The organism is Streptomyces sp. NPDC048481 (genome assembly GCF_043200075.1).
Classification (GTDB): Bacteria; Actinomycetota; Actinomycetes; order Streptomycetales; family Streptomycetaceae; genus Streptomyces.
In genome coordinates this window covers 107,767-126,868 of sequence record NZ_JBICXC010000007.1, presented here as the reverse complement: position 1 = coordinate 126,868, position 19,102 = coordinate 107,767, and the positions used below count along the sequence as shown (strand labels likewise).

Sequence of the window (19,102 nt, the reverse complement as noted above, 5' to 3'; positions counted from 1 at the left end):
ATGTCGAAACTCGGCAATCTCGGCGCCCGACTGCACCGTGGCGAGGTCAGCTATGACTTCATCGGCCACCGCAAGCTCTGGTACGGCATCTCCATCCTGATCACCATCACGGCCATCCTCGGCCTGGCGGTGCGCGGCCTGAACATGGGCATCGACTTCCAGGGCGGCGCCGTCTTCACCACGGAGAAGACCAGCGTCTCCGTCTCCCAGGCCGAGGAGTTCGCCAAGGACGCCTCCGGCCACGACGCGGTCGTGCAGAAGCTGGGCAACGGCACGCTGCGCATCCAGATCGCCGGCATGGACATCCAGCAGTCCAACCAGATCAAGTCCGACCTGGCCAAGGACCTCCAGGTCGACCGGGACACGATCACCGCCGAGCTGGTCGGTCCCAGCTGGGGCGACCAGATCGCCAACAAGGCCTGGCAGGGCCTGGCGATCTTCATGGTGCTGGTCGTGATCTACCTGGCGATCGCCTTCGAGTGGCGCATGGCCATCGCGGCGCTCGTCGCCCTGATCCACGACATCACCATCACCGTCGGCATCTACGCCCTCGTGGGCTTCGAGGTCACGCCCGGCACGGTGATCGGTCTGCTGACCATCCTCGGTTACTCGCTCTACGACACCGTCGTCGTCTTCGACTCCCTCAAGGAGCAGACGAAGGACCTCACCAAGCAGACCCGCTTCACCTACAGCGAGGTCGCCAACCGGTCGATCAACGGCACCCTGGTCCGCTCCATCAACACCACGGTCGTCGCGCTGCTGCCGGTGGCGGGCCTGCTGTTCATCGGCGGCGGCTTCCTCGGCGCGGGCACGCTCAACGACATCTCGCTGTCGCTGTTCGTCGGCCTCGCCGCCGGCGCCTACTCCTCGATCTTCATCGCCACGCCGCTCGTCGCCGACCTCAAGGAACGCGAGCCGCAGCTCAAGGCGCTGAGGAAGCGGGTGCTGGCCAAGCGCGCCCAGGCCGGCAACGAGCCGCAGCGGGCCGAGGCCCCCGGCGCCGCCGACTACGACGACGAGCCGGAGGACGCCGCGCCCGCGGTCGTCGGGCCGCGCAACCAGACCTCGCCCCGCGGCCGCGGCCGCGGCCGTCCGTCGGGGAAGCGCCGGTGACCGAGACCACCGACCTCACGACGCTGCTGCTCAGCCGCATCCGCGATGTGGCCGACCACCCGGAGCCGGGCGTGATGTTCAAGGACATCACCCCGCTCCTGGCGGACCCGGCGGCGTTCACCGCGCTCACCGGCGCCTTCGCGGAGATCGCCGTCCGCACCGGCGCCACCAAGATCGTCGGCCTGGAGGCCCGGGGCTTCATCCTGGGCGCCCCGGTCGCCGTCCGCGCGGGCCTCGGCTTCATCCCGGTGCGCAAGGCGGGCAAGCTCCCCGGAGCGACCCTCGCGCAGGCCTACGACCTGGAGTACGGCTCGGCGGAGATCGAGGTGCACGCGGAGGACCTGAGCACCGGCGACCGCGTCCTCATCGTCGACGACGTCCTGGCCACCGGCGGCACCGCCGAGGCGTCGATCCAGCTCATCCAGCGGGCGGGCGCCGACGTCGCGGGCGTCGCCGTCCTGATGGAACTGGGCTTCCTCGCGGGCCGGCCCCGGCTGGAGGCGGCCCTCGGCGGAGCGCCCCTGGAGTCCCTGCTGACCATCTGACCAGGGCCGTACGCGAGCGGGCGGGCGCCGGAGGAATTCCGGCGCCCGCCTCTTGCGTTTCCCGGGCGGACAGGCCTCTCATCGGCCTGGAGGCGATCCCGCGGCCCGGGATCGCTACGATGGGTGCTCCGGAGCCTGACCGGGGACCCGGATCGCGCACGAGGAGTCCTCTTGCCAGACGAGGCCCAGCACCTGACCGCCGCCAAGCCCGAGTCCGCCTCGGGCCCCGCGGCCGCGCCCGCGCCGCACCCGTCGCACGCGCAGGACGACGGCCGGGGGCCGGTCGAGCACGACCGCACGGCGCCCGTCGACAAGCCGGACGAGCAGCCGCGCCCCAAGCCGGCCCCGCCCGAGCCCGCCTCGGCCGCACCGGCCCCCCGCCCGGCGGCCGCCGCGCAGCCGTCCGCCCGCTCCGGCTCCTCCAACCGCGTCCGCGCCCGGCTCGCCCGGCTCGGCGTCCAGCGCCAGAACCCGTACAACCCGGTCCTGGAGCCCCTGCTGCGGATAGTGCGCAGCAACGACCCCAAGATCGAGACGGCGACGCTGCGCCAGATCGAGAAGTCCTACCAGGTCGCCGAGCGCTGGCACCGCGGCCAGAAGCGCAAGAGCGGCGACCCGTACATCACGCACCCGCTCGCGGTGACGACGATCCTCGCCGAGCTGGGCATGGACCCGGCGACGCTCATGGCGGGCCTGCTGCACGACACCGTCGAGGACACCGAGTACGGCCTGGAGGACCTGCGCCGCGACTTCGGCGATCAGGTGGCCCTGCTGGTCGACGGCGTCACCAAGCTCGACAAGGTCAAGTTCGGCGAGGCCGCGCAGGCCGAGACCGTGCGCAAGATGGTCGTCGCCATGGCCAAGGATCCGCGCGTCCTGGTCATCAAGCTCGCCGACCGCCTGCACAACATGCGCACCATGCGCTACCTCAAGCGCGAGAAGCAGGAGAAGAAGGCGCGCGAGACGCTGGAGATCTACGCGCCGCTCGCCCACCGCCTCGGCATGAACACCATCAAGTGGGAGCTGGAGGACCTCGCCTTCGCGATCCTCTACCCCAAGATGTACGACGAGATCGTACGGCTGGTGGCCGAGAGAGCGCCCAAGCGCGACGAGTACCTGGCCATAGTGACCGACGAGGTGCAGGCCGACCTGCGCGCCGCCCGCATCAAGGCGACCGTCACCGGCCGCCCGAAGCACTACTACAGCGTCTACCAGAAGATGATCGTCCGCGGCCGTGACTTCGCGGAGATCTACGACCTGGTGGGCATCCGCGTCCTCGTGGACACCGTCCGCGACTGCTACGCGGCCCTCGGCACCGTGCACGCGCGATGGAACCCGGTCCCCGGCCGGTTCAAGGACTACATCGCGATGCCCAAGTTCAACATGTACCAGTCGCTGCACACGACGGTCATCGGCCCCAACGGCAAGCCCGTCGAACTCCAGATCCGCACGTTCGACATGCACCGCCGCGCCGAGTACGGCATCGCCGCCCACTGGAAGTACAAGCAGGAGGCCGTCGCCGGCGCCTCCAAGGTGCGCTCCGACCAGCCCCGGGCCACCGGCAAGGACGACCACCTCAACGACATGGCGTGGCTGCGCCAGCTCCTGGACTGGCAGAAGGAGACCGAGGACCCCGGCGAGTTCCTGGAGTCCCTGCGCTTCGACCTGTCGCGCAACGAGGTCTTCGTCTTCACCCCCAAGGGCGACGTCATCGCGCTGCCGGCCGGCGCCACACCGGTGGACTTCTCCTACGCCGTCCACACCGAGGTCGGCCACCGCACGATAGGAGCCCGGGTCAACGGGCGCCTGGTGCCGCTGGAGTCGACCCTGGACAACGGCGACCTGGTGGAGGTCTTCACCTCCAAGGCCGCCGGAGCCGGGCCGTCCCGGGACTGGCTGAACTTCGTCAAGTCGCCGCGCGCCCGCAACAAGATCCGGGCCTGGTTCTCCAAGGAGCGCCGCGACGAGGCGATCGAGCAGGGCAAGGACGCCATCGCGCGCGCCATGCGCAAGCAGAACCTGCCGATCCAGCGCATCCTGACCGGCGACTCCCTCGTCACCCTCGCCCACGAGATGCGCTACCCGGACATCTCCTCGCTGTACGCGGCGATCGGCGAGGGCCATGTGGCCGCGCAGAACGTCGTGCAGAAGCTCGTGCAGGCGCTCGGCGGCGAGGAGGCGGCCTCCGAGGAGATGGACGAGGCGGTCCCGCCGTCCCGCGCCCGCGGCCGCAAGCGGCGCAGCAACCAGGACCCGGGCGTCGTCGTCAAGGGCGTCGACGACGTGTGGGTCAAGCTGGCCCGCTGCTGCACCCCCGTCCCCGGCGATCCGATCATCGGCTTCGTCACGCGCGGCAGCGGCGTCTCGGTCCACCGCAGCGACTGCGTCAACGTGGAGTCGCTGTCCCGGGAGCCGGAGCGCATCCTCGACGTCGAGTGGGCGCCGACGCAGTCCTCGGTCTTCCTCGTCGCCATACAGGTCGAGGCCCTGGACCGCTCCCGGCTGCTGTCCGACGTGACCCGGGTGCTCTCCGACCAGCACGTCAACATCCTGTCCGCGGCCGTCCAGACGTCCCGTGACCGGGTCGCCACCTCCCGCTTCACCTTCGAGATGGGCGACCCCAAGCACCTGGGGCACGTCCTGAAGGCCGTACGCGGCGTCGAGGGCGTCTACGACGTGTACCGGGTGACATCGGCCCGCCGACCGTAGCCGAGCACGCGAGAGGCCCCCGTACTCGACGTACGGGGGCCTCTTCGTCAGCCGGCGGGCCGGGCGGTCAGCCGCCGAACTCCTGGAGCCCCTTCAGCGCCTGGTCCAGCAGCGCCTGACGGCCCTCGAGCTCGCGCTCCAGCTTGTCGGCCCGCGCGGAGTTGCCCTGCGCGCGCGCCTGCTCGATCTGGCCCTTCAGCTTGTCCACGGCGCCCTGGAGCTGACCGGTCAGACCCGCGGCACGCGCGCGTGCCTCCGGGTTCGTCCGGCGCCACTCGGCCTCCTCGGACTCCTGGATCGCCCGCTCCACGGCGTGCATCCGGCCCTCGACCTTCGGCCGCGCGTCCCGCGGGACGTGTCCGATGGCCTCCCAGCGCTCGTTGATCGAACGGAACGCGGCCCGCGCCGCCTTCAGGTCGCCGATCGGGAGCAGCTTCTCGGCCTCCTCGGCCAGCTCCTCCTTGAGCTTCAGGTTCTCCGTCTGCTCCGCGTCGCGCTCGGCGAACACCGAGCTGCGGGCGGCGAAGAAGACGTCCTGGGCGCCGCGGAAGCGGTTCCACAGATCGTCCTCGTGCTCGCGCTGGGCGCGGCCGGCCGCCTTCCACTCCGCCATCAGCTCGCGGTAGCGCGCGGCCGTCGGGCCCCAGTCCGTCGAACCGGACAGCGCCTCGGCCTCGGAGACCAGCCGCTCCTTGACGCGCCGGGCGTCCTCGCGCTGCGCGTCCAGCTGCGCGAAGTGCGCCTTGCGGCGCTTGGAGAACGCCGAGCGCGCGTGCGAGAACCGGTGCCACAGCTCGTCGTCCGACTTGCGGTCGAGCCGGGGCAGGCCCTTCCAGATGTCCACCAGCGCCCGCAGGCGTTCACCCGCGGCCCGCCACTGGTCGGACTGCGCCAGCTGCTCCGCCTCGGTGACCAGGTCCTCCTTGGCCTTGCGGGCCTCGTCGGACTGCTTGGCCCGCTGCTGCTTGCGCTCCTCGCGCCGCGACTCGACGGTCGCCACCAGCTTGTCGAGCCGCTCCCGCAGCGCCTGAAGATCGCCCACCGCGTGATGCGCGTCGACCTGCTCGCGGATGTGGTCGATCGCGACCTGGGCGTCCTTGGCCGACAGATCGGTGGTCTGCACTCGCTTCTCGAGGAGGCCGATCTCGACAACCAGGCCCTCGTACTTGCGCTCGAAGTAGGCCAGGGCTTCCTCGGGGGAGCCCGCCTGCCAGGAACCGACCACCTGCTCGCCGTCGGCCGTACGCACGTACACGGTGCCCGTCTCGTCGACGCGGCCCCACGGGTCGCTGCTCACAGCGCCTCCTCCACATGATGCCGCCGAGGGGCTTCGGCGCCCCCGGGCATCGTCCACAGTTTCGTCACGGCCAACATAGGCGACCGGCGGGCCGCCTGTCCGCATCCAGCGCGACCGAAATTGCGCAGTTGACCGCCCCTTGTCGCCGACTTGTCATCGGCTGTCGTCAGGACTTCGTGACCGTCGCCTTGTTGATCACGACGGTCGCGTTGGGGGCGCCGTCACCCGCGCCGGTGTTCTCGCCCGCGGCGGCGATCTTCTTCAGAACCTTCATGCCGTCGGCCGACAGCGTCCCGAACGGCGTGTAGCTCGGCGGCAGCGGGCTGTCCTGGTAGACGAGGAAGAACTGGCTCCCGCCGGAGTGCGCCTGACCGGTGTTGGCCATCGCGACCGTGCCCGCCGGGTAGACGTTCGCCTTGAGGCCGGCGTCCTTCAGGTTCTCGTCAGGAATGGTGTAGCCGGGGCCGCCGCTGCCGCTGCCCGTCGGGTCGCCGCACTGCAGCACGTAGATCTGGTTGGTGGTCAGACGGTGGCACTTGGTGTGGTCGAAGAAGCCCTTGCCGGCGAGGAAGTCGAAGGAGTTCACCGTGTGCGGCGCGGCCTTCGCCTTGAGCGCTATGCCGATGTCGCCGCAGGTCGTCGACAGCGTCATCGTGTACTTCGCCGACTTGTCGACCGTGAGCGCCGGCTCCTTCTTCCACGACTGCGTCTTGACCGACCCGGCGGCCGGCTTCTCGCACGGGTCCTTCGGCGCGCTCGGGGCGGCCGACGGCGTCGTCTGCGAACTCGCGTCCGCCTTCTTGTCGTCGTCGTTCTTGAGGACACCCGTCGTGTACAGCGCCACACTGCCGATGACGACCACGCCGAGCACCGACGCGATCACCGTGTTGCGCATGCGCGCCTTGCGTCGCGCGCTCGTGCGCCGCTGCTGCTGCCGCAAGAACTTCTCCCGGGCGAGCTGACGCTTCCGCTGTTCCTGGGTGACCACCGGGTTCTCTCCTCATGCGTCTCGTACGTCGACTGGGACGCGTGCGTCTTGTGAGCCGACCGCCTGCGTGTGCCCCGTACCGTATATGGGTTCGCTGAGGAATCGGCAGCGCCGGTAGGCTCTGACCACTGGCGCAGCCGCCAGAAGCCCACGCGTATCGACACAAACGAAGGACGATCGTGCTCATTGCCGGGTTCCCCGCCGGGGCCTGGGGGACGAACTGTTACCTCGTCGCCCCCGCCTCCGGTGAGGAGTGCGTGATCATCGACCCGGGCCACCAGGCCGCCGCCGGAGTCGAGGAAGCGGTGCGCAAGCACCGGCTCAAGCCCGTCGCCGTCGTCCTCACCCACGGCCACATCGACCATGTGGCCTCGGTCGTCCCGGTCTGCGGCGCGCACGACGTGCCCGCCTGGATCCACCCCGAGGACCGGTACATGATGAGCGACCCGGAGAAGGCCCTGGGCCGGTCCATCGGGATGCCGCTCATGGGCGAGCTGACGGTGGGGGAGCCGGACGACGTCCGCGAGCTGACCGACGGCACGGGGCTGGCCCTGGCCGGCCTGGAGTTCTCCGTCGCCCACGCCCCGGGCCATACCAAGGGGTCGGTGACCTTCAGGATGCCCGAGACGGCCGACGTCCCGTCGGTCTTCTTCTCCGGGGACCTGCTGTTCGCCGGCTCCGTCGGACGCACCGACCTGCCCGGCGGTGACATGGCCGAGATGCTCGACTCGCTGGCCCGCGTGTGCCTGCCGCTCGACGACTCGACCGTGGTGCTGTCCGGCCACGGCCCCCAGACGACCATCGGCCAGGAGCGCGCCGCCAACACGTATCTGCGGCAGGTGGCGGCCGACGGCCAGGGAGCGGGTTCGCACACCCCTCCCCGACGAGGAATGTGACGAGAGACCTTCCGTGAGCACCTTCCAGGCCCCCAAGGGCACGTACGACCTGATCCCGCCGGACAGCGCCAAGTACCTCGCCGTCCGCGAGGCCATCGCCGCCCCGTTGCGCAACTCCGGCTACGGCTACATCGAGACGCCCGGCTTCGAGAACGTCGAGCTCTTCGCGCGCGGCGTCGGCGAGTCGACCGACATCGTGACGAAGGAGATGTACGCCTTCGAGACCAAGGGCGGCGACCGCCTCGCCCTGCGCCCCGAGGGCACCGCGTCCGTGCTGCGCGCCGCGCTGGAGGCCAACCTGCACAAGGCGGGCAACCTGCCGGTCAAGCTCTGGTACTCCGGCTCGTACTACCGCTACGAGCGCCCCCAGAAGGGCCGTTACCGCCACTTCTCCCAGGTCGGCGCCGAGGCCATCGGAGCCGAGGACCCGGCGCTGGACGCCGAGCTGATCATCCTGGCGGACCAGGCCTACCGCTCGCTGGGCCTCAGGAACTTCCGCATCCTGCTCAACAGCCTCGGCGACAAGGAGTGCCGCCCGGTGTACCGGGAGGCGCTGCAGAACTTCCTGCGCAGCCTCGACCTCGACGAGGACACGCTGCGCCGCGCGGAGATCAACCCGCTGCGGGTCCTGGACGACAAGCGCGAGTCCGTCCAGAAGCAGCTCGGGGACGCGCCCCTGCTGCGCGACTACCTCTGCGACGCCTGCAAGGCGTACCACGAGGAGGTCCGCGAGCTGATCACCGCGGCCGGCGTGGGCTTCGAGGACGACCCGAAACTGGTCCGCGGCCTCGACTACTACACCCGGACGACCTTCGAGTTCGTCCACGACGGGCTGGGCTCGCAGTCCGCGGTGGGCGGCGGCGGCCGCTACGACGGGCTCTCCGAGATGATCGGCGGCCCCGCGCTGCCGTCGGTGGGCTGGGCGCTCGGCGTCGACCGCACGGTGCTGGCGCTGGAGGCGGAGGGCGTGGCGCTGGAACTGCCCGCCACCACCTCCGTGTTCGCCGTGCCGCTGGGCGAGGAGGCCCGCCGGGTGCTCTTCGCCAAGGTCACCGAGCTGCGCAAGCTCGGCGTCGCGGCCGACTTCTCCTACGGCGCCAAGGGGCTCAAGGGCGCCATGAAGAGCGCCAACCGCAGCGGCGCCCGCTACACGGTCGTCGCCGGCGAACGCGACCTCGCCGAGGGCGTCGTCCAGCTCAAGGACATGGAGTCCGGCGAGCAGCGGGCCGTCGGCGTCAACGAGATCGTGGCCGAGCTGGAGTCGAGGCTGGGCTAGTCGCCCGTCCGGGTGTCGGGGGAGTGCCGGGCCGGGTGGCCCGGCACCCTTCGTTCGTGTGTGCCGGTCCGCTTCGCCCATCGGCCGAAACCGAACGCCCGGGGCCCGCCGTGCGTACTTCCTTATGTCCGCCGAACGGTGGAGACACGGTCCGGTGCGGCACAATGTCCCCTGCCCGAAGATGGTCCCTCTCAAGTGACGGAATCGGCGTGATGAGCAAGACGACAGTCAAAGACGTCTCCACGGAATCCGAGCCCGGACGCGTCGCCGCGCCGCAAGCACGGACCGTGGGCGGCAGCCGTGCGTTCGCGATCCTGCTGCTGATCACCGGCGCGGCCGGTGTGCTCGCCGCCTGGGTCATCACGCTCGACAAGTTCAAGATCCTCGAGGCCAAGGTCGAGGGCAAGAGCTTCACGCCGAGTTGCAGCATCAGCCCGATCATCAGCTGCGGCAGCGTCATGGAGAGCAAGCAGGCCGCCGTCTTCGGGTTCCCGAACCCGATGCTCGGCCTGGTCACGTACGGCATCGTCGTCTGCGTGGCCATGAGCCTGCTGGCCGGCGCCCGCTTCCCCCGCTGGTACTGGCTCACCTTCAACGCCGGCACGCTGTTCGGCGTGGGCTTCGTCACGTGGCTCCAGTACCAGTCGCTGTACAACATCAACGCCCTGTGCCTGTGGTGCTCGCTGGCCTGGGTCGCGACGATCACCATGTTCTGGTACGTCACCTCGTCCAACGTGCGCAACGGCTTCCTGCCCGCACCGGACGGGCTCAAGCGGTTCTTCGGCGAGTTCACCTGGGTTCTGCCGGCCACCCACGTCGGCATCATCGCCATGCTGGTCCTCACCCGCTGGGGCGCCGACCTCTGGGCCTGAGCCCGTCACCGTACCCGGCGGGAGTGTCGTACCCCTGACGTAGGCTCCGACGTGTGGAGCCCGACCTGTTCACCGCCGCAGCGGAAGACCGCCAGGAGAAGGACCCCGCCGGGAGCCCCCTGGCGGTCCGGATGCGTCCGCGCACCCTCGACGAGGTGGTGGGCCAGCAGCACCTGCTGAAACCCGGCTCACCGCTGCGCCGCCTGGTCGGCGACGGCGCCAAGGGCCCGGCCGGGCCCTCCTCCGTGATCCTCTGGGGGCCGCCGGGCACGGGGAAGACCACCCTGGCGTACGTCGTCTCCAAGGCCACCGACAAGCGGTTCGTGGAACTGTCGGCGATCACCGCCGGCGTCAAGGAGGTCCGCGCGGTCATCGACGGCGCGCGCCGTGCCATCGGCGGCTTCGGCAAGGAGACCGTCCTCTTCCTCGACGAGATCCACCGCTTCAGCAAGGCCCAGCAGGACTCCCTCCTCCCGGCCGTGGAGAACCGCTGGGTGACGCTGATCGCGGCGACCACCGAGAACCCCTACTTCTCGGTCATCTCCCCGCTGCTGTCCCGCTCCCTCCTGCTGACCCTCGAACCCCTCACGGACGACGACCTGCGCGGCCTCGTCCGGCGCGCCCTGGCCGACGACCGCGGCCTCAAGGGCGCCGTCACCCTCCCCGAGGAGACCGAGGCGCACCTCCTGCGCATCGCCGGCGGCGACGCCCGGCGCGCCCTGACCGCCCTGGAGGCCGCCGCCGGCGCCGCCCTCGACCAGGACGAGGCGCGGATCAGCCTCCAGACGCTGGAGCAGACCGTCGACCGGGCCGCGGTGAAGTACGACCGCGACGGCGACCAGCACTACGACGTCGCCAGCGCCCTGATCAAGTCCATCCGGGGCTCCGACGTCGACGCCGCCCTGCACTACCTGGCCCGCATGATCGAGGCCGGCGAGGACCCGCGCTTCATCGCCCGCCGCCTGATGATCTCCGCCAGCGAGGACATCGGCCTCGCCGATCCCAACGCCCTGCCGATCGCGGTCGCCGCCGCCCAGGCGGTCGCGATGATCGGTTTCCCGGAGGCCGCCCTCACGCTCAGCCACGCCACCATCGCGCTCGCCCTGGCCCCCAAGTCCAACGCCGCCACCACGGCGGTCGGCGCCGCCCTGGAGGACGTCCGCAAGGGCCTGGCCGGCCCCGTCCCGCCGCACCTGCGCGACGGGCACTACAAGGGCGCCGCCAAGCTCGGCCACGCCCAGGGGTACGTGTACCCGCACGACCTGCCGGAGGGCATCGCCGCCCAGCAGTACGCGCCGGACGCGGTCCACGGCCGGGAGTACTACACGCCCACCCGGCACGGAGCCGAGGCCCGCTACGCGGACGCCGTCGAATGGACCCGGCAGCGCCTCGGTCGCAAGGGGTCCTGAGCACCCTGTAGAATCGCCCGAAGCGCTGCGTCCCGTGCAGTCAGAACGGGACAGTCAGCCGGAGCACCGGTCTTCGGACCGGCTCCAAGGAGCGTCGCGCACCGTCGAAGGTGTCGCGGGCAGCCCACCACCACCCGGATTCCCGGAACGGTCGGTGGGCCACTCGCGTGCTGCACGTATGTGCCCAGATCAGGGGAGCGGCTGCCCGACAGGTCCCATGTGGACCCGACGGGTTTCCCCGGCTGCGGATTGCGACCTCCCTCCACCCTGACAAGCCGAAACCAGGAAATGAGAGACAGTGGCGAACCAGTCCCGCCCCAAGGTCAAGAAGTCGCGTGCCCTCGGCATCGCGCTCACCCCGAAGGCCGTCAAGTACTTCGAGGCCCGTCCCTACCCGCCGGGCGAGCACGGCCGTGGCCGCAAGCAGAACTCGGACTACAAGGTCCGTCTGCTCGAGAAGCAGCGTCTGCGCGCGCAGTACGACGTGTCCGAGCGTCAGCTCGTGCGCGCCTACGAGCGTGCCTCCAAGGTCCAGGGCAAGACCGGTGAGGCCCTGATCATCGAGCTCGAGCGCCGTCTCGACGCGCTGGTCCTGCGTTCGGGCATCGCCCGCACGATCTACCAGGCCCGCCAGATGGTCGTCCACGGCCACATCGAGGTCAACGGCCAGAAGGTCGACAAGCCCTCCTTCCGCGTCCGTCCCGACGACGTCGTGATGGTCCGCGAGCGCAGCCGCGGCAAGACGCTCTTCGAGGTCGCCCGCGCCGGTGGCTTCGCCCCCGACGGCGAGACCCCGCGCTACCTCCAGGTGAACCTCGGCGCCCTGGCCTTCCGCCTGGACCGCGAGCCGAACCGCAAGGAGATCCCGGTGATCTGCGACGAGCAGCTCGTCGTCGAGTACTACGCCCGCTGATCCCCTCCCGGATCGGTCCGCGGCCGTCGTAGGACTTCCGCGCCCCGGCCCGTCGTCCCGCTGCCCTTCGGGGCGGGCGGGGCGGCGGGCCTTCGCGCACCCCTAATCCGGTACGGAACGGCCGCGTCGGCGCGATAGGCTCGCCTCCAGAGGAGCAGCAGAGACAGCTGTCCGTCAGCACAGGGAGCGGGTGCGCAGTGTCCGGTGGAGAGGTGGCCGGCATCCTGGTGGCCGTGTTCTGGGCGATCCTGGTCTCCTTCCTCGCCGTCGCGCTGGCGAGGCTGGCCCAGACGCTCAGAGCGACGACCAGGCTCGTCGCGGACGTGACCGAACAGGCCGTCCCGCTGCTCGCCGACGCCTCCGCCGCGGTCCGCTCCGCGCAGACCCAGATCGACCGGGTCGACGCGATCGCCACCGACGTCCAGGAAGTCACGTCGAACGCCTCGGCGCTGTCCACCACCGTCGCCTCCACCTTCGGCGGCCCCCTGGTGAAGGTCGCCGCCTTCGGCTACGGCGTGCGGCGGGCCCTCGGCGGCCGCAAGGACGGCATGCCCGCCGGGGACCCCCGGCGTACCGTGATCGTGGGCCGCACGGTCTCCCGGCGGGAGAAGCGCAAGCCCCGTGGAAAGAGGGACTGAGAGCCAGCGATGTTCCGCCGCACCTTCTGGTTCAGCACGGGCGTCGCCGCCGGTGTCTGGGCCACCACCAAGGTCAACCGCAAGCTGAGGCAGCTGACCCCCGAGAGCCTCGCCGCCACCGCGGCGAACAAGGCGCTCGAGACGGGCGCCCGCCTCAAGGACCGGGCGGTCGGCTTCGCGCTCGACGTCCGCGACAACATGGCCCAGCGCGAGGCCGAACTGGGGGAGGCGCTCGGGATCCACGAGGACCCCGCGCTCCCCGCACCCAGGCGGTATCCCGCCATCGAGAACGGCCGCGGCCCGTCCGGGCGCTCCGGCCGCCTCGACGACACGACGTACTCGCAGCAGAAGAACCCGTACAACCGGAATGAGGACCACTGATGGAGTCGGCCGAGATTCGCCGCCGCTGGCTGAGCTTCTACGAGGAGCGCGGGCACACCGTCGTCCCTTCGGCGTCGCTCATCGCGGACGACCCGACTCTGCTCCTCGTCCCCGCCGGCATGGTCCCCTTCAAGCCGTACTTCCTCGGTGAGGTCAAGCCGCCGTGGGCGCGCGCCACCAGCGTGCAGAAGTGCGTGCGCACGCCCGACATCGAAGAGGTCGGCAAGACCACCCGCCACGGCACGTTCTTCCAGATGTGCGGCAACTTCTCCTTCGGCGACTACTTCAAGCAAGGCGCCATCGAGTACGCCTGGGAGCTGCTCACCAGCGCCCAGGACAAGGGCGGTTACGGCCTGGACCCGGAGCGGCTCTGGATCACCGTCTACAAGGACGACGACGAGGCCGAGCGCATCTGGCACGAGGTCGTCGGCGTGCCCAAGGAGCGCATCCAGCGCCTCGGCATGAAGGACAACTACTGGTCCATGGGCGTCCCCGGACCCTGCGGCCCCTGTTCCGAGATCAACTACGATCGCGGCCCCGAGTTCGGCGTCGAGGGCGGCCCCGCCGTCAACGACGAGCGGTACGTGGAGATCTGGAACCTCGTCTTCATGCAGTACGAGCGCGGCGAGGGCATCGGCAAGGACAACTTCGAGATCCTCGGCGAGCTGCCGAGCAAGAACATCGACACGGGCCTCGGCCTGGAGCGCCTCGCCATGATTCTGCAGGGCGTGCAGAACATGTACGAGATCGACACGTCCATGGCCGTCATCAAGAAGGCCACCGAGCTGACCGGCGTCGCCTACGGCGAGGCCCACGACTCGGACGTCTCGCTGCGCGTGGTCACCGACCACATGCGCACGTCCGTGATGCTCATCGGCGACGGCGTCACCCCCGGCAACGAGGGCCGCGGTTACGTGCTGCGCCGCATCATGCGCCGCGCCATCCGCAACATGCGCCTCCTGGGCGCCACCGGCCCGGTCGTCAAGGACCTCATCGACACCGTCATCGAGATGATGGGGCAGCAGTACCCGGAGCTGGTCACCGACCGGCAGCGCATCGAGACGGTCGCCCTCGCCGAGGAGGCCGCCTTCCTCAAGACGCTGAAGGCCGGCACGAACATCCTCGACACGGCCATCAGCGAGACGAAGCAGTCCGGCGGCGCCGTCCTCGCCGGCGACAAGGCCTTCCTGCTGCACGACACGTGGGGCTTCCCGATCGACCTCACCCTGGAAATGGCCGCCGAACAGGGCCTCTCCGTGGACGAGGACGGCTTCCGCCGCCTGATGAAGGAGCAGCGGGACAAGGCCAAGGCCGACGCCCAGGCCAAGAAGACCGGCCACGCCGGCGTCGGCGCCTACCGCGAGATCGCCGACCAGGCCGGAGCCACCGAGTTCATCGGCTACTCCGACACCGAGGGCGAGTCCACGATCGTCGGCATCCTCGTCGACGGCGCCTCCTCGCCCGCCGCCTCCGAGGGCGACGAGGTCGAGATCGTCCTCGACCGCACCCCGTTCTACGCCGAGGGCGGCGGCCAGATCGGCGACACCGGCCGGATCCGGGTGGACACCGGCGCGATCGTCGAGATCCGCGACACCCAGAAGCCGGTGCCCGGCGTGTACGTCCACAAGGGCGTCGTCCAGGTCGGCGAGGTCACGGTCGGGGCCAAGGCCCACGCCTCGATCGACCGGCGCCGGCGCACGGCCATCGCCCGCGCCCACTCCGCCACCCACCTCACCCACCAGGCGCTGCGCGACGCCCTCGGCCCGTCGGCCGCCCAGGCCGGTTCCGAGAACCAGCCCGGCCGCTTCCGCTTCGACTTCGGCTCCCCGGCCGCCGTTCCGACGGCCGTGATGACCGACGTCGAGCAGAAGATCAACGAGGTGCTCGCCCGCGAACTCGACGTCCAGGCCGAGGTCATGGGCATCGACGAGGCCAAGAAGCAGGGCGCCATCGCCGAGTTCGGCGAGAAGTACGGCGAGCGCGTCCGCGTCGTCACCATCGGCGACTTCTCCAAGGAGCTGTGCGGCGGCACGCATGTGCACAACACCGCCCAGCTGGGTCTGGTGAAGCTGCTGGGCGAGTCGTCCATCGGTTCCGGCGTGCGCCGGATCGAGGCCCTCGTCGGCGTCGACGCCTACAACTTCCTCGCCCGCGAGCACACGGTCGTGGCCCAGCTCCAGGAGCTGATCAAGGGCCGCCCGGAGGAGCTCCCGGAGAAGGTCTCCGCCATGCTCGGCAAGCTCAAGGACGCCGAGAAGGAGATCGAGAAGTTCCGCGCGGAGAAGGTGCTTCAGGCCGCCGCCGGTCTCGTGGACTCCGCCAAGGACGTCCGCGGCGTCGCCGTCGTCACCGGGCAGGTCCCGGACGGCACCACGCCGGACGACCTGCGCAGGCTGGTCCTCGACGTGCGCGGCCGCATCCAGGGCGGCCGGGCCGCCGTGGTCGCCCTCTTCACGGTCAACAACGGCAAGCCGCTGACGGTCATCGCCACCAACGAGGCCGCCCGCGAGCGTGGTCTGAAGGCCGGCGAGCTGGTCCGCACGGCCGCCAAGACGCTCGGCGGCGGCGGTGGCGGCAAGCCGGACGTCGCCCAGGGCGGCGGCCAGAACGCGGCCGCCGTCGGCGACGCCGTGGACGCCGTGGAGCGGCTCGTGGCGGAAACGGCCAAGTGAGCGAGCCGATGCGCAGGGGCCGGCGGCTCGCGATCGACGTCGGGGACGCCCGGATCGGGGTCGCCTCGTGCGACCCCGACGGGATCCTCGCCACTCCGGTGGAGACGGTCCCCGGCCGGGACCTCCCGGCCGCCCACCGCCGGCTGAAGCAGCTGGTCGAGGAGTACGAGCCGATCGAGGTCGTCGTCGGCCTCCCTCGCTCCCTCAAGGGGGGCGAGGGGCCCGCCGCGGTGAAGGTGCGCGGATTCGCACAGGAACTGGCGAACAGGATCGCGCCCGTATCCGTACGTCTGGTCGACGAGAGGATGACGACCGTGACGGCCGCTCAGGGACTGCGCGCCTCGGGCGTGAAGGCCAAGAAGGGCCGTTCGGTGATCGACCAGGCAGCGGCCGTGATCATCCTTCAGCAGGCGCTGGAATCCGAACGAGTGTCAGGCGAGGCGCCCGGCGAGGGCGTCGAAGTGGTCGTCTGATCGCGATACGGTAACGTTCCGCGCGATGTGGTGGTGTTCGAACAGCCACCGCACAGAGAGAGGCGGCACGGTGACGGACCCGCGACAGCCGAGTGATCGCCGCCTCGCGGCTCTAGGGGATCGATGACTGAGTATGGCCGGGGCCCAGGCTCCGAACCGTGGCATCCGGAGGACCCGTTGTACGGGGACGGCGGATGGGAGGGGCAGCAGGCCCCCACGGGTCATCAGCCTGCCTACGGCGGCCAGCAGCACCACTACCCGCAGCAGCAGCACCCCCAGCAGCAGCATCCCCAGCAGGGCGAGTACGGAGACTGGAGCCAGGGTCAGGGGCAGGGCCAGCAGTACGACGGGCAGCAGGCCCCGTACGACCCGCAGTACCAGCAGGGCTACGGCCGGCAGCAGTACCCCGACCAGGGGCAGCAGCAGTACGCCCAGCAGAACCAGCAGCACGGTTACCACGAGGGATACCAGGAGGGCGGCTGGGACGGGACGGGCACGCACGCCCACGTCCCCTACGCGGCCGACCCCGGTGACCCCTACGGCCAGCAGGCCGCCGCCTACGGCGCGCAGCAGCCGGACTTCTACGGCACCCAGGACGCGTATCCGCCGCCGGAGCCGCCCGCCCGGCGGCGTCCCGAACCCGAGCGCGAACCGGAGCCCGAGGCGGCGCCGGAGACCGGAGCGGGGCAGAACACCGACTGGGACCCGGGACCCGACCAGGGTGAGCACGCGTTCTTCGCGGGCGACGACGAGGCCGACGAGGACGAGGAGCCGGGCCGCGGGAAGAGCCGCGGCCGGGGCGGCAAGGGCGCCGGCGGCGCGAAGAGCGCCAAGGGCAAGAAGAAGAGCCGCAACGGCTGCGCCTGTCTCGTCGTCGTCCTGGTGTTCGCCGGCGGCCTCGGCGGCGTCGGCTACGTCGGGTACCACTACTACAAGAATCGTTACAGCGCGGCTCCCGACTTCGCGGGCGCGGGCACCGCCCAGACGGTGAGCGTGCAGGTGCCCAAGGGCTCGGGCGGCGCGGACATCGGCAGACTGCTGAAGGAGGCCGGCGTCGTCAAGAGCGTCGACGCCTTCGTGTCCGCGTGCACCAGCAACCCCGACGGCGGGAAGATCCAGGCGGGCGCCTACATCCTGAAGAAGCAGATGTCGGCGAAGAGCGCCGTCGCGATGATGCTCGACCCCAAGAGCCAGGCCAACGTGCTGGTGACGCCGGGACAGCGGAACGTGGCGGTCTACCGCGCCATCGACGCCAAACTCGGCCTCGCCCCCGGCACGACCCGGAAGGTCGCGGAGACCAAGTACGCGTCGCTCGGGCTGCCCAAGTGGGCCGGTGACAATGAGGACATCAAGGACCCGCTGGAGGGCTTCCTCTTCCCGGGCACCTACGGCGCGGCCAAGGGCATGAAGCCCGAGACCGTCCTCAAGGCGATGGTCGACCACGCCAACGACGTCTACGGCACGTACGACTTCGCGGCCAAGGCCAAGGAGCTCAAGCTGGAGAGCCCGCTCCAGGTCGTCACGGTCGCCAGCCTGGTCCAGGCCGAGGGCAAGACGCACGACGACTACCGCAAGATGGCGGAGGTCGTCTACAACCGGCTCAAGCCCACCAACGACCAGACCAACCAGCTGCTCCAGTTCGACTCGACCTTCAACTACCTGAAGGGCGAGAGCAAGATCCACATCAGCGAGTCCGAGATCAACAAGAACAAGGACCCGTACAACACCTACACCAACAAGGGCCTGCCGCCCGGTCCGATCGGCAACCCTGGCGAGGACGCGCTGAGGGCCACGCTCAAACCGACCTCGGCCGGCTGGATCTACTTCGTCGCCACCGACGGCAAGAGCAACACCGAATTCGCCAAGACCTACGCCGAGTTCAAGCGACTCAAGGAAAAGTTCGATGCCAGCTCGGGCAACTGACGCCCGCCGGGCCGCCGTGCTCGGCAGCCCCATCGCCCACTCCCTCTCCCCGGTGCTGCACCGCGCCGCGTACGAGGCGCTGGACCTCACGGAGTGGACGTACGACCGCTTCGACGTCGACGAGGAGGCCCTGCCCGCCTTCCTCGACGGGCTGGGCGCCGAATGGGCCGGTCTGTCGCTGACCATGCCGCTCAAGCGCGCGGTCATCCCGCTGCTCGACGAGATCAGCGAGACCGCCGCCTCCGTCGAGGCCGTCAACACCCTCGTGTTCGCCGAGGACGGCCGCCGCCTCGGCGACAACACCGACATCCCCGGCATGGTCGCCGCCCTGCGCGAACGCGGGATCGAGCAGGTCGAGTCGGCCGCGGTCCTCGGCGCCGGCGCCACCGCGTCCTCCGCGCTGGCCGCCCTCACCCGGGTCTGCGCCGGCCGGATCGTCGCCTACGTCCGCAGCGAGGCCCGAGCCGCCGAGATGCGGCAGTGGGGCGAGCGGCTCGACGCCGAGGTCGTGATCGCCGACTGGGCGGACGCCGCCGACGCGCTGCGCTTCCCGCTGGTCGTCGCCACCACCCCGGCGGGCGCCACGGACGCCCTCGCCGCCTCGGTGCCGGAGCGTCCCGCCGCCCTCTTCGACGTGCTCTACGACCCCTGGCCGACCGAGCTGGCCGCACGCTGGTCCATGGCCGGCGGCGCCGTGGTCGGCGGCCTCGACCTGCTGGTGCACCAGGCGGTGCTCCAGGTGGAGCGGATGACCGGCCGGGCCCCGGCGCCGGTGGAGGCCATGCGCAGGGCGGGCGAGCGGGCCCTGGCCGCCCGCGGGGCGTCGCACCACCCGTAGCCGCCCCGCGCGCCCCCGCGTCCGCTTGCTGGACCGGCGACCGGCGCCGCGGCCCGGACGTGGGAGGATCGGGGGTGGCGGGCCAGGGCCGCGCACCCGGTCACGCCGACGACGTACGCGAAGGACACGCGTGCGCAGAGCAGTACCAGGGCGCGAGCA

General features: G+C 70.7%; 16 protein-coding genes. 14 read left to right on the top strand and 2 right to left on the bottom strand.

Annotation, left to right across the window (positions count from 1 at the left end; translation table 11 throughout):
• From secF to ACGFSH_RS21945, 3 genes are all read left to right on the top strand, one after another.
• Entirely contained in the window at positions 1–1,113 is a 1,113-nt protein-coding gene (gene secF / locus ACGFSH_RS21955) for a protein translocase subunit SecF (protein WP_393351084.1), read from the top strand.
• On the top strand, positions 1,110–1,658 hold the full coding sequence (locus ACGFSH_RS21950; protein ID WP_393351082.1) for an adenine phosphoribosyltransferase: 549 nt from the start codon (positions 1,110–1,112) through the stop codon (positions 1,656–1,658). Before secF ends, ACGFSH_RS21950 begins: the two co-directional genes overlap by 4 nt.
• A gap of 171 nt (positions 1,659–1,829) precedes the next feature.
• Positions 1,830–4,367 (top strand): RelA/SpoT family protein, encoded by a 2,538-nt coding sequence (locus ACGFSH_RS21945; protein ID WP_393351080.1) that lies wholly within the window; start codon positions 1,830–1,832, stop codon positions 4,365–4,367.
• A 67-nt stretch (positions 4,368–4,434) separates the two neighbouring features.
• Here the strand turns inward: ACGFSH_RS21945 and ACGFSH_RS21940 are convergent, their stop codons facing one another.
• Positions 4,435–5,664 (bottom strand): DUF349 domain-containing protein, encoded by a 1,230-nt coding sequence (locus ACGFSH_RS21940; protein WP_393351078.1) that lies wholly within the window; start codon positions 5,662–5,664, stop codon positions 4,435–4,437.
• 166 nt (positions 5,665–5,830) lie between these two features.
• Positions 5,831–6,652 (bottom strand): peptidylprolyl isomerase, encoded by an 822-nt coding sequence (locus tag ACGFSH_RS21935; RefSeq protein ID WP_393351076.1) that lies wholly within the window; start codon positions 6,650–6,652, stop codon positions 5,831–5,833.
• A gap of 179 nt (positions 6,653–6,831) precedes the next feature.
• Between ACGFSH_RS21935 and ACGFSH_RS21930 the strand changes: the two genes are divergently transcribed.
• The 11 genes from ACGFSH_RS21930 (at position 6,832) to ACGFSH_RS21880 (ending at position 18,943) form a co-directional block, all read left to right on the top strand.
• Entirely contained in the window at positions 6,832–7,548 is a 717-nt protein-coding gene (locus tag ACGFSH_RS21930) for an MBL fold metallo-hydrolase (protein WP_393351074.1), read from the top strand.
• Between the two features lie 13 nt (positions 7,549–7,561).
• Positions 7,562–8,824 (top strand): histidine--tRNA ligase, encoded by a 1,263-nt coding sequence (hisS, locus tag ACGFSH_RS21925; protein WP_393351072.1) that lies wholly within the window; start codon positions 7,562–7,564, stop codon positions 8,822–8,824.
• Positions 8,825–9,036: 212 nt separating this feature from the next.
• Positions 9,037–9,696 (top strand): vitamin K epoxide reductase family protein, encoded by a 660-nt coding sequence (locus ACGFSH_RS21920; protein ID WP_393351070.1) that lies wholly within the window; start codon positions 9,037–9,039, stop codon positions 9,694–9,696.
• A 53-nt stretch (positions 9,697–9,749) separates the two neighbouring features.
• Positions 9,750–11,105: a replication-associated recombination protein A gene (locus tag ACGFSH_RS21915; protein ID WP_393351068.1), complete on the top strand. Its 1,356-nt coding sequence runs from the start codon at positions 9,750–9,752 to the stop codon at positions 11,103–11,105.
• Between the two features lie 298 nt (positions 11,106–11,403).
• Positions 11,404–12,018 (top strand): 30S ribosomal protein S4, encoded by a 615-nt coding sequence (gene rpsD / locus ACGFSH_RS21910; protein ID WP_069771900.1) that lies wholly within the window; start codon positions 11,404–11,406, stop codon positions 12,016–12,018.
• Positions 12,019–12,215: 197 nt separating this feature from the next.
• Positions 12,216–12,656, top strand: a complete 441-nt coding sequence (locus ACGFSH_RS21905; RefSeq protein WP_329407914.1) for a DUF948 domain-containing protein — start codon at positions 12,216–12,218, stop codon at positions 12,654–12,656.
• 9 nt (positions 12,657–12,665) lie between these two features.
• Positions 12,666–13,037 carry a hypothetical protein gene (locus ACGFSH_RS21900; RefSeq protein ID WP_393351065.1) on the top strand — a complete coding sequence of 124 codons (372 nt, stop codon included), beginning with the start codon at positions 12,666–12,668 and terminating at the stop codon, positions 13,035–13,037.
• Positions 13,037–15,709 carry an alanine--tRNA ligase gene (alaS, locus tag ACGFSH_RS21895; protein ID WP_393351063.1) on the top strand — a complete coding sequence of 891 codons (2,673 nt, stop codon included), beginning with the start codon at positions 13,037–13,039 and terminating at the stop codon, positions 15,707–15,709. Before ACGFSH_RS21900 ends, alaS begins: the two co-directional genes overlap by 1 nt.
• A gap of 8 nt (positions 15,710–15,717) precedes the next feature.
• Entirely contained in the window at positions 15,718–16,182 is a 465-nt protein-coding gene (gene ruvX, locus ACGFSH_RS21890) for a Holliday junction resolvase RuvX (RefSeq protein ID WP_393351633.1), read from the top strand.
• A 123-nt stretch (positions 16,183–16,305) separates the two neighbouring features.
• Positions 16,306–18,105, top strand: coding sequence for an endolytic transglycosylase MltG (mltG, locus tag ACGFSH_RS21885; RefSeq protein ID WP_393351062.1), 1,800 nt, complete (start codon positions 16,306–16,308; stop codon positions 18,103–18,105).
• A complete protein-coding gene (locus ACGFSH_RS21880; protein ID WP_393351060.1) occupies positions 18,086–18,943 on the top strand; it encodes a shikimate dehydrogenase in 858 nt (285 codons plus the stop codon). The genes mltG and ACGFSH_RS21880 overlap by 20 nt, the downstream gene beginning before the upstream one ends.
• Positions 18,944–19,102: the final 159 nt, after the last annotated feature.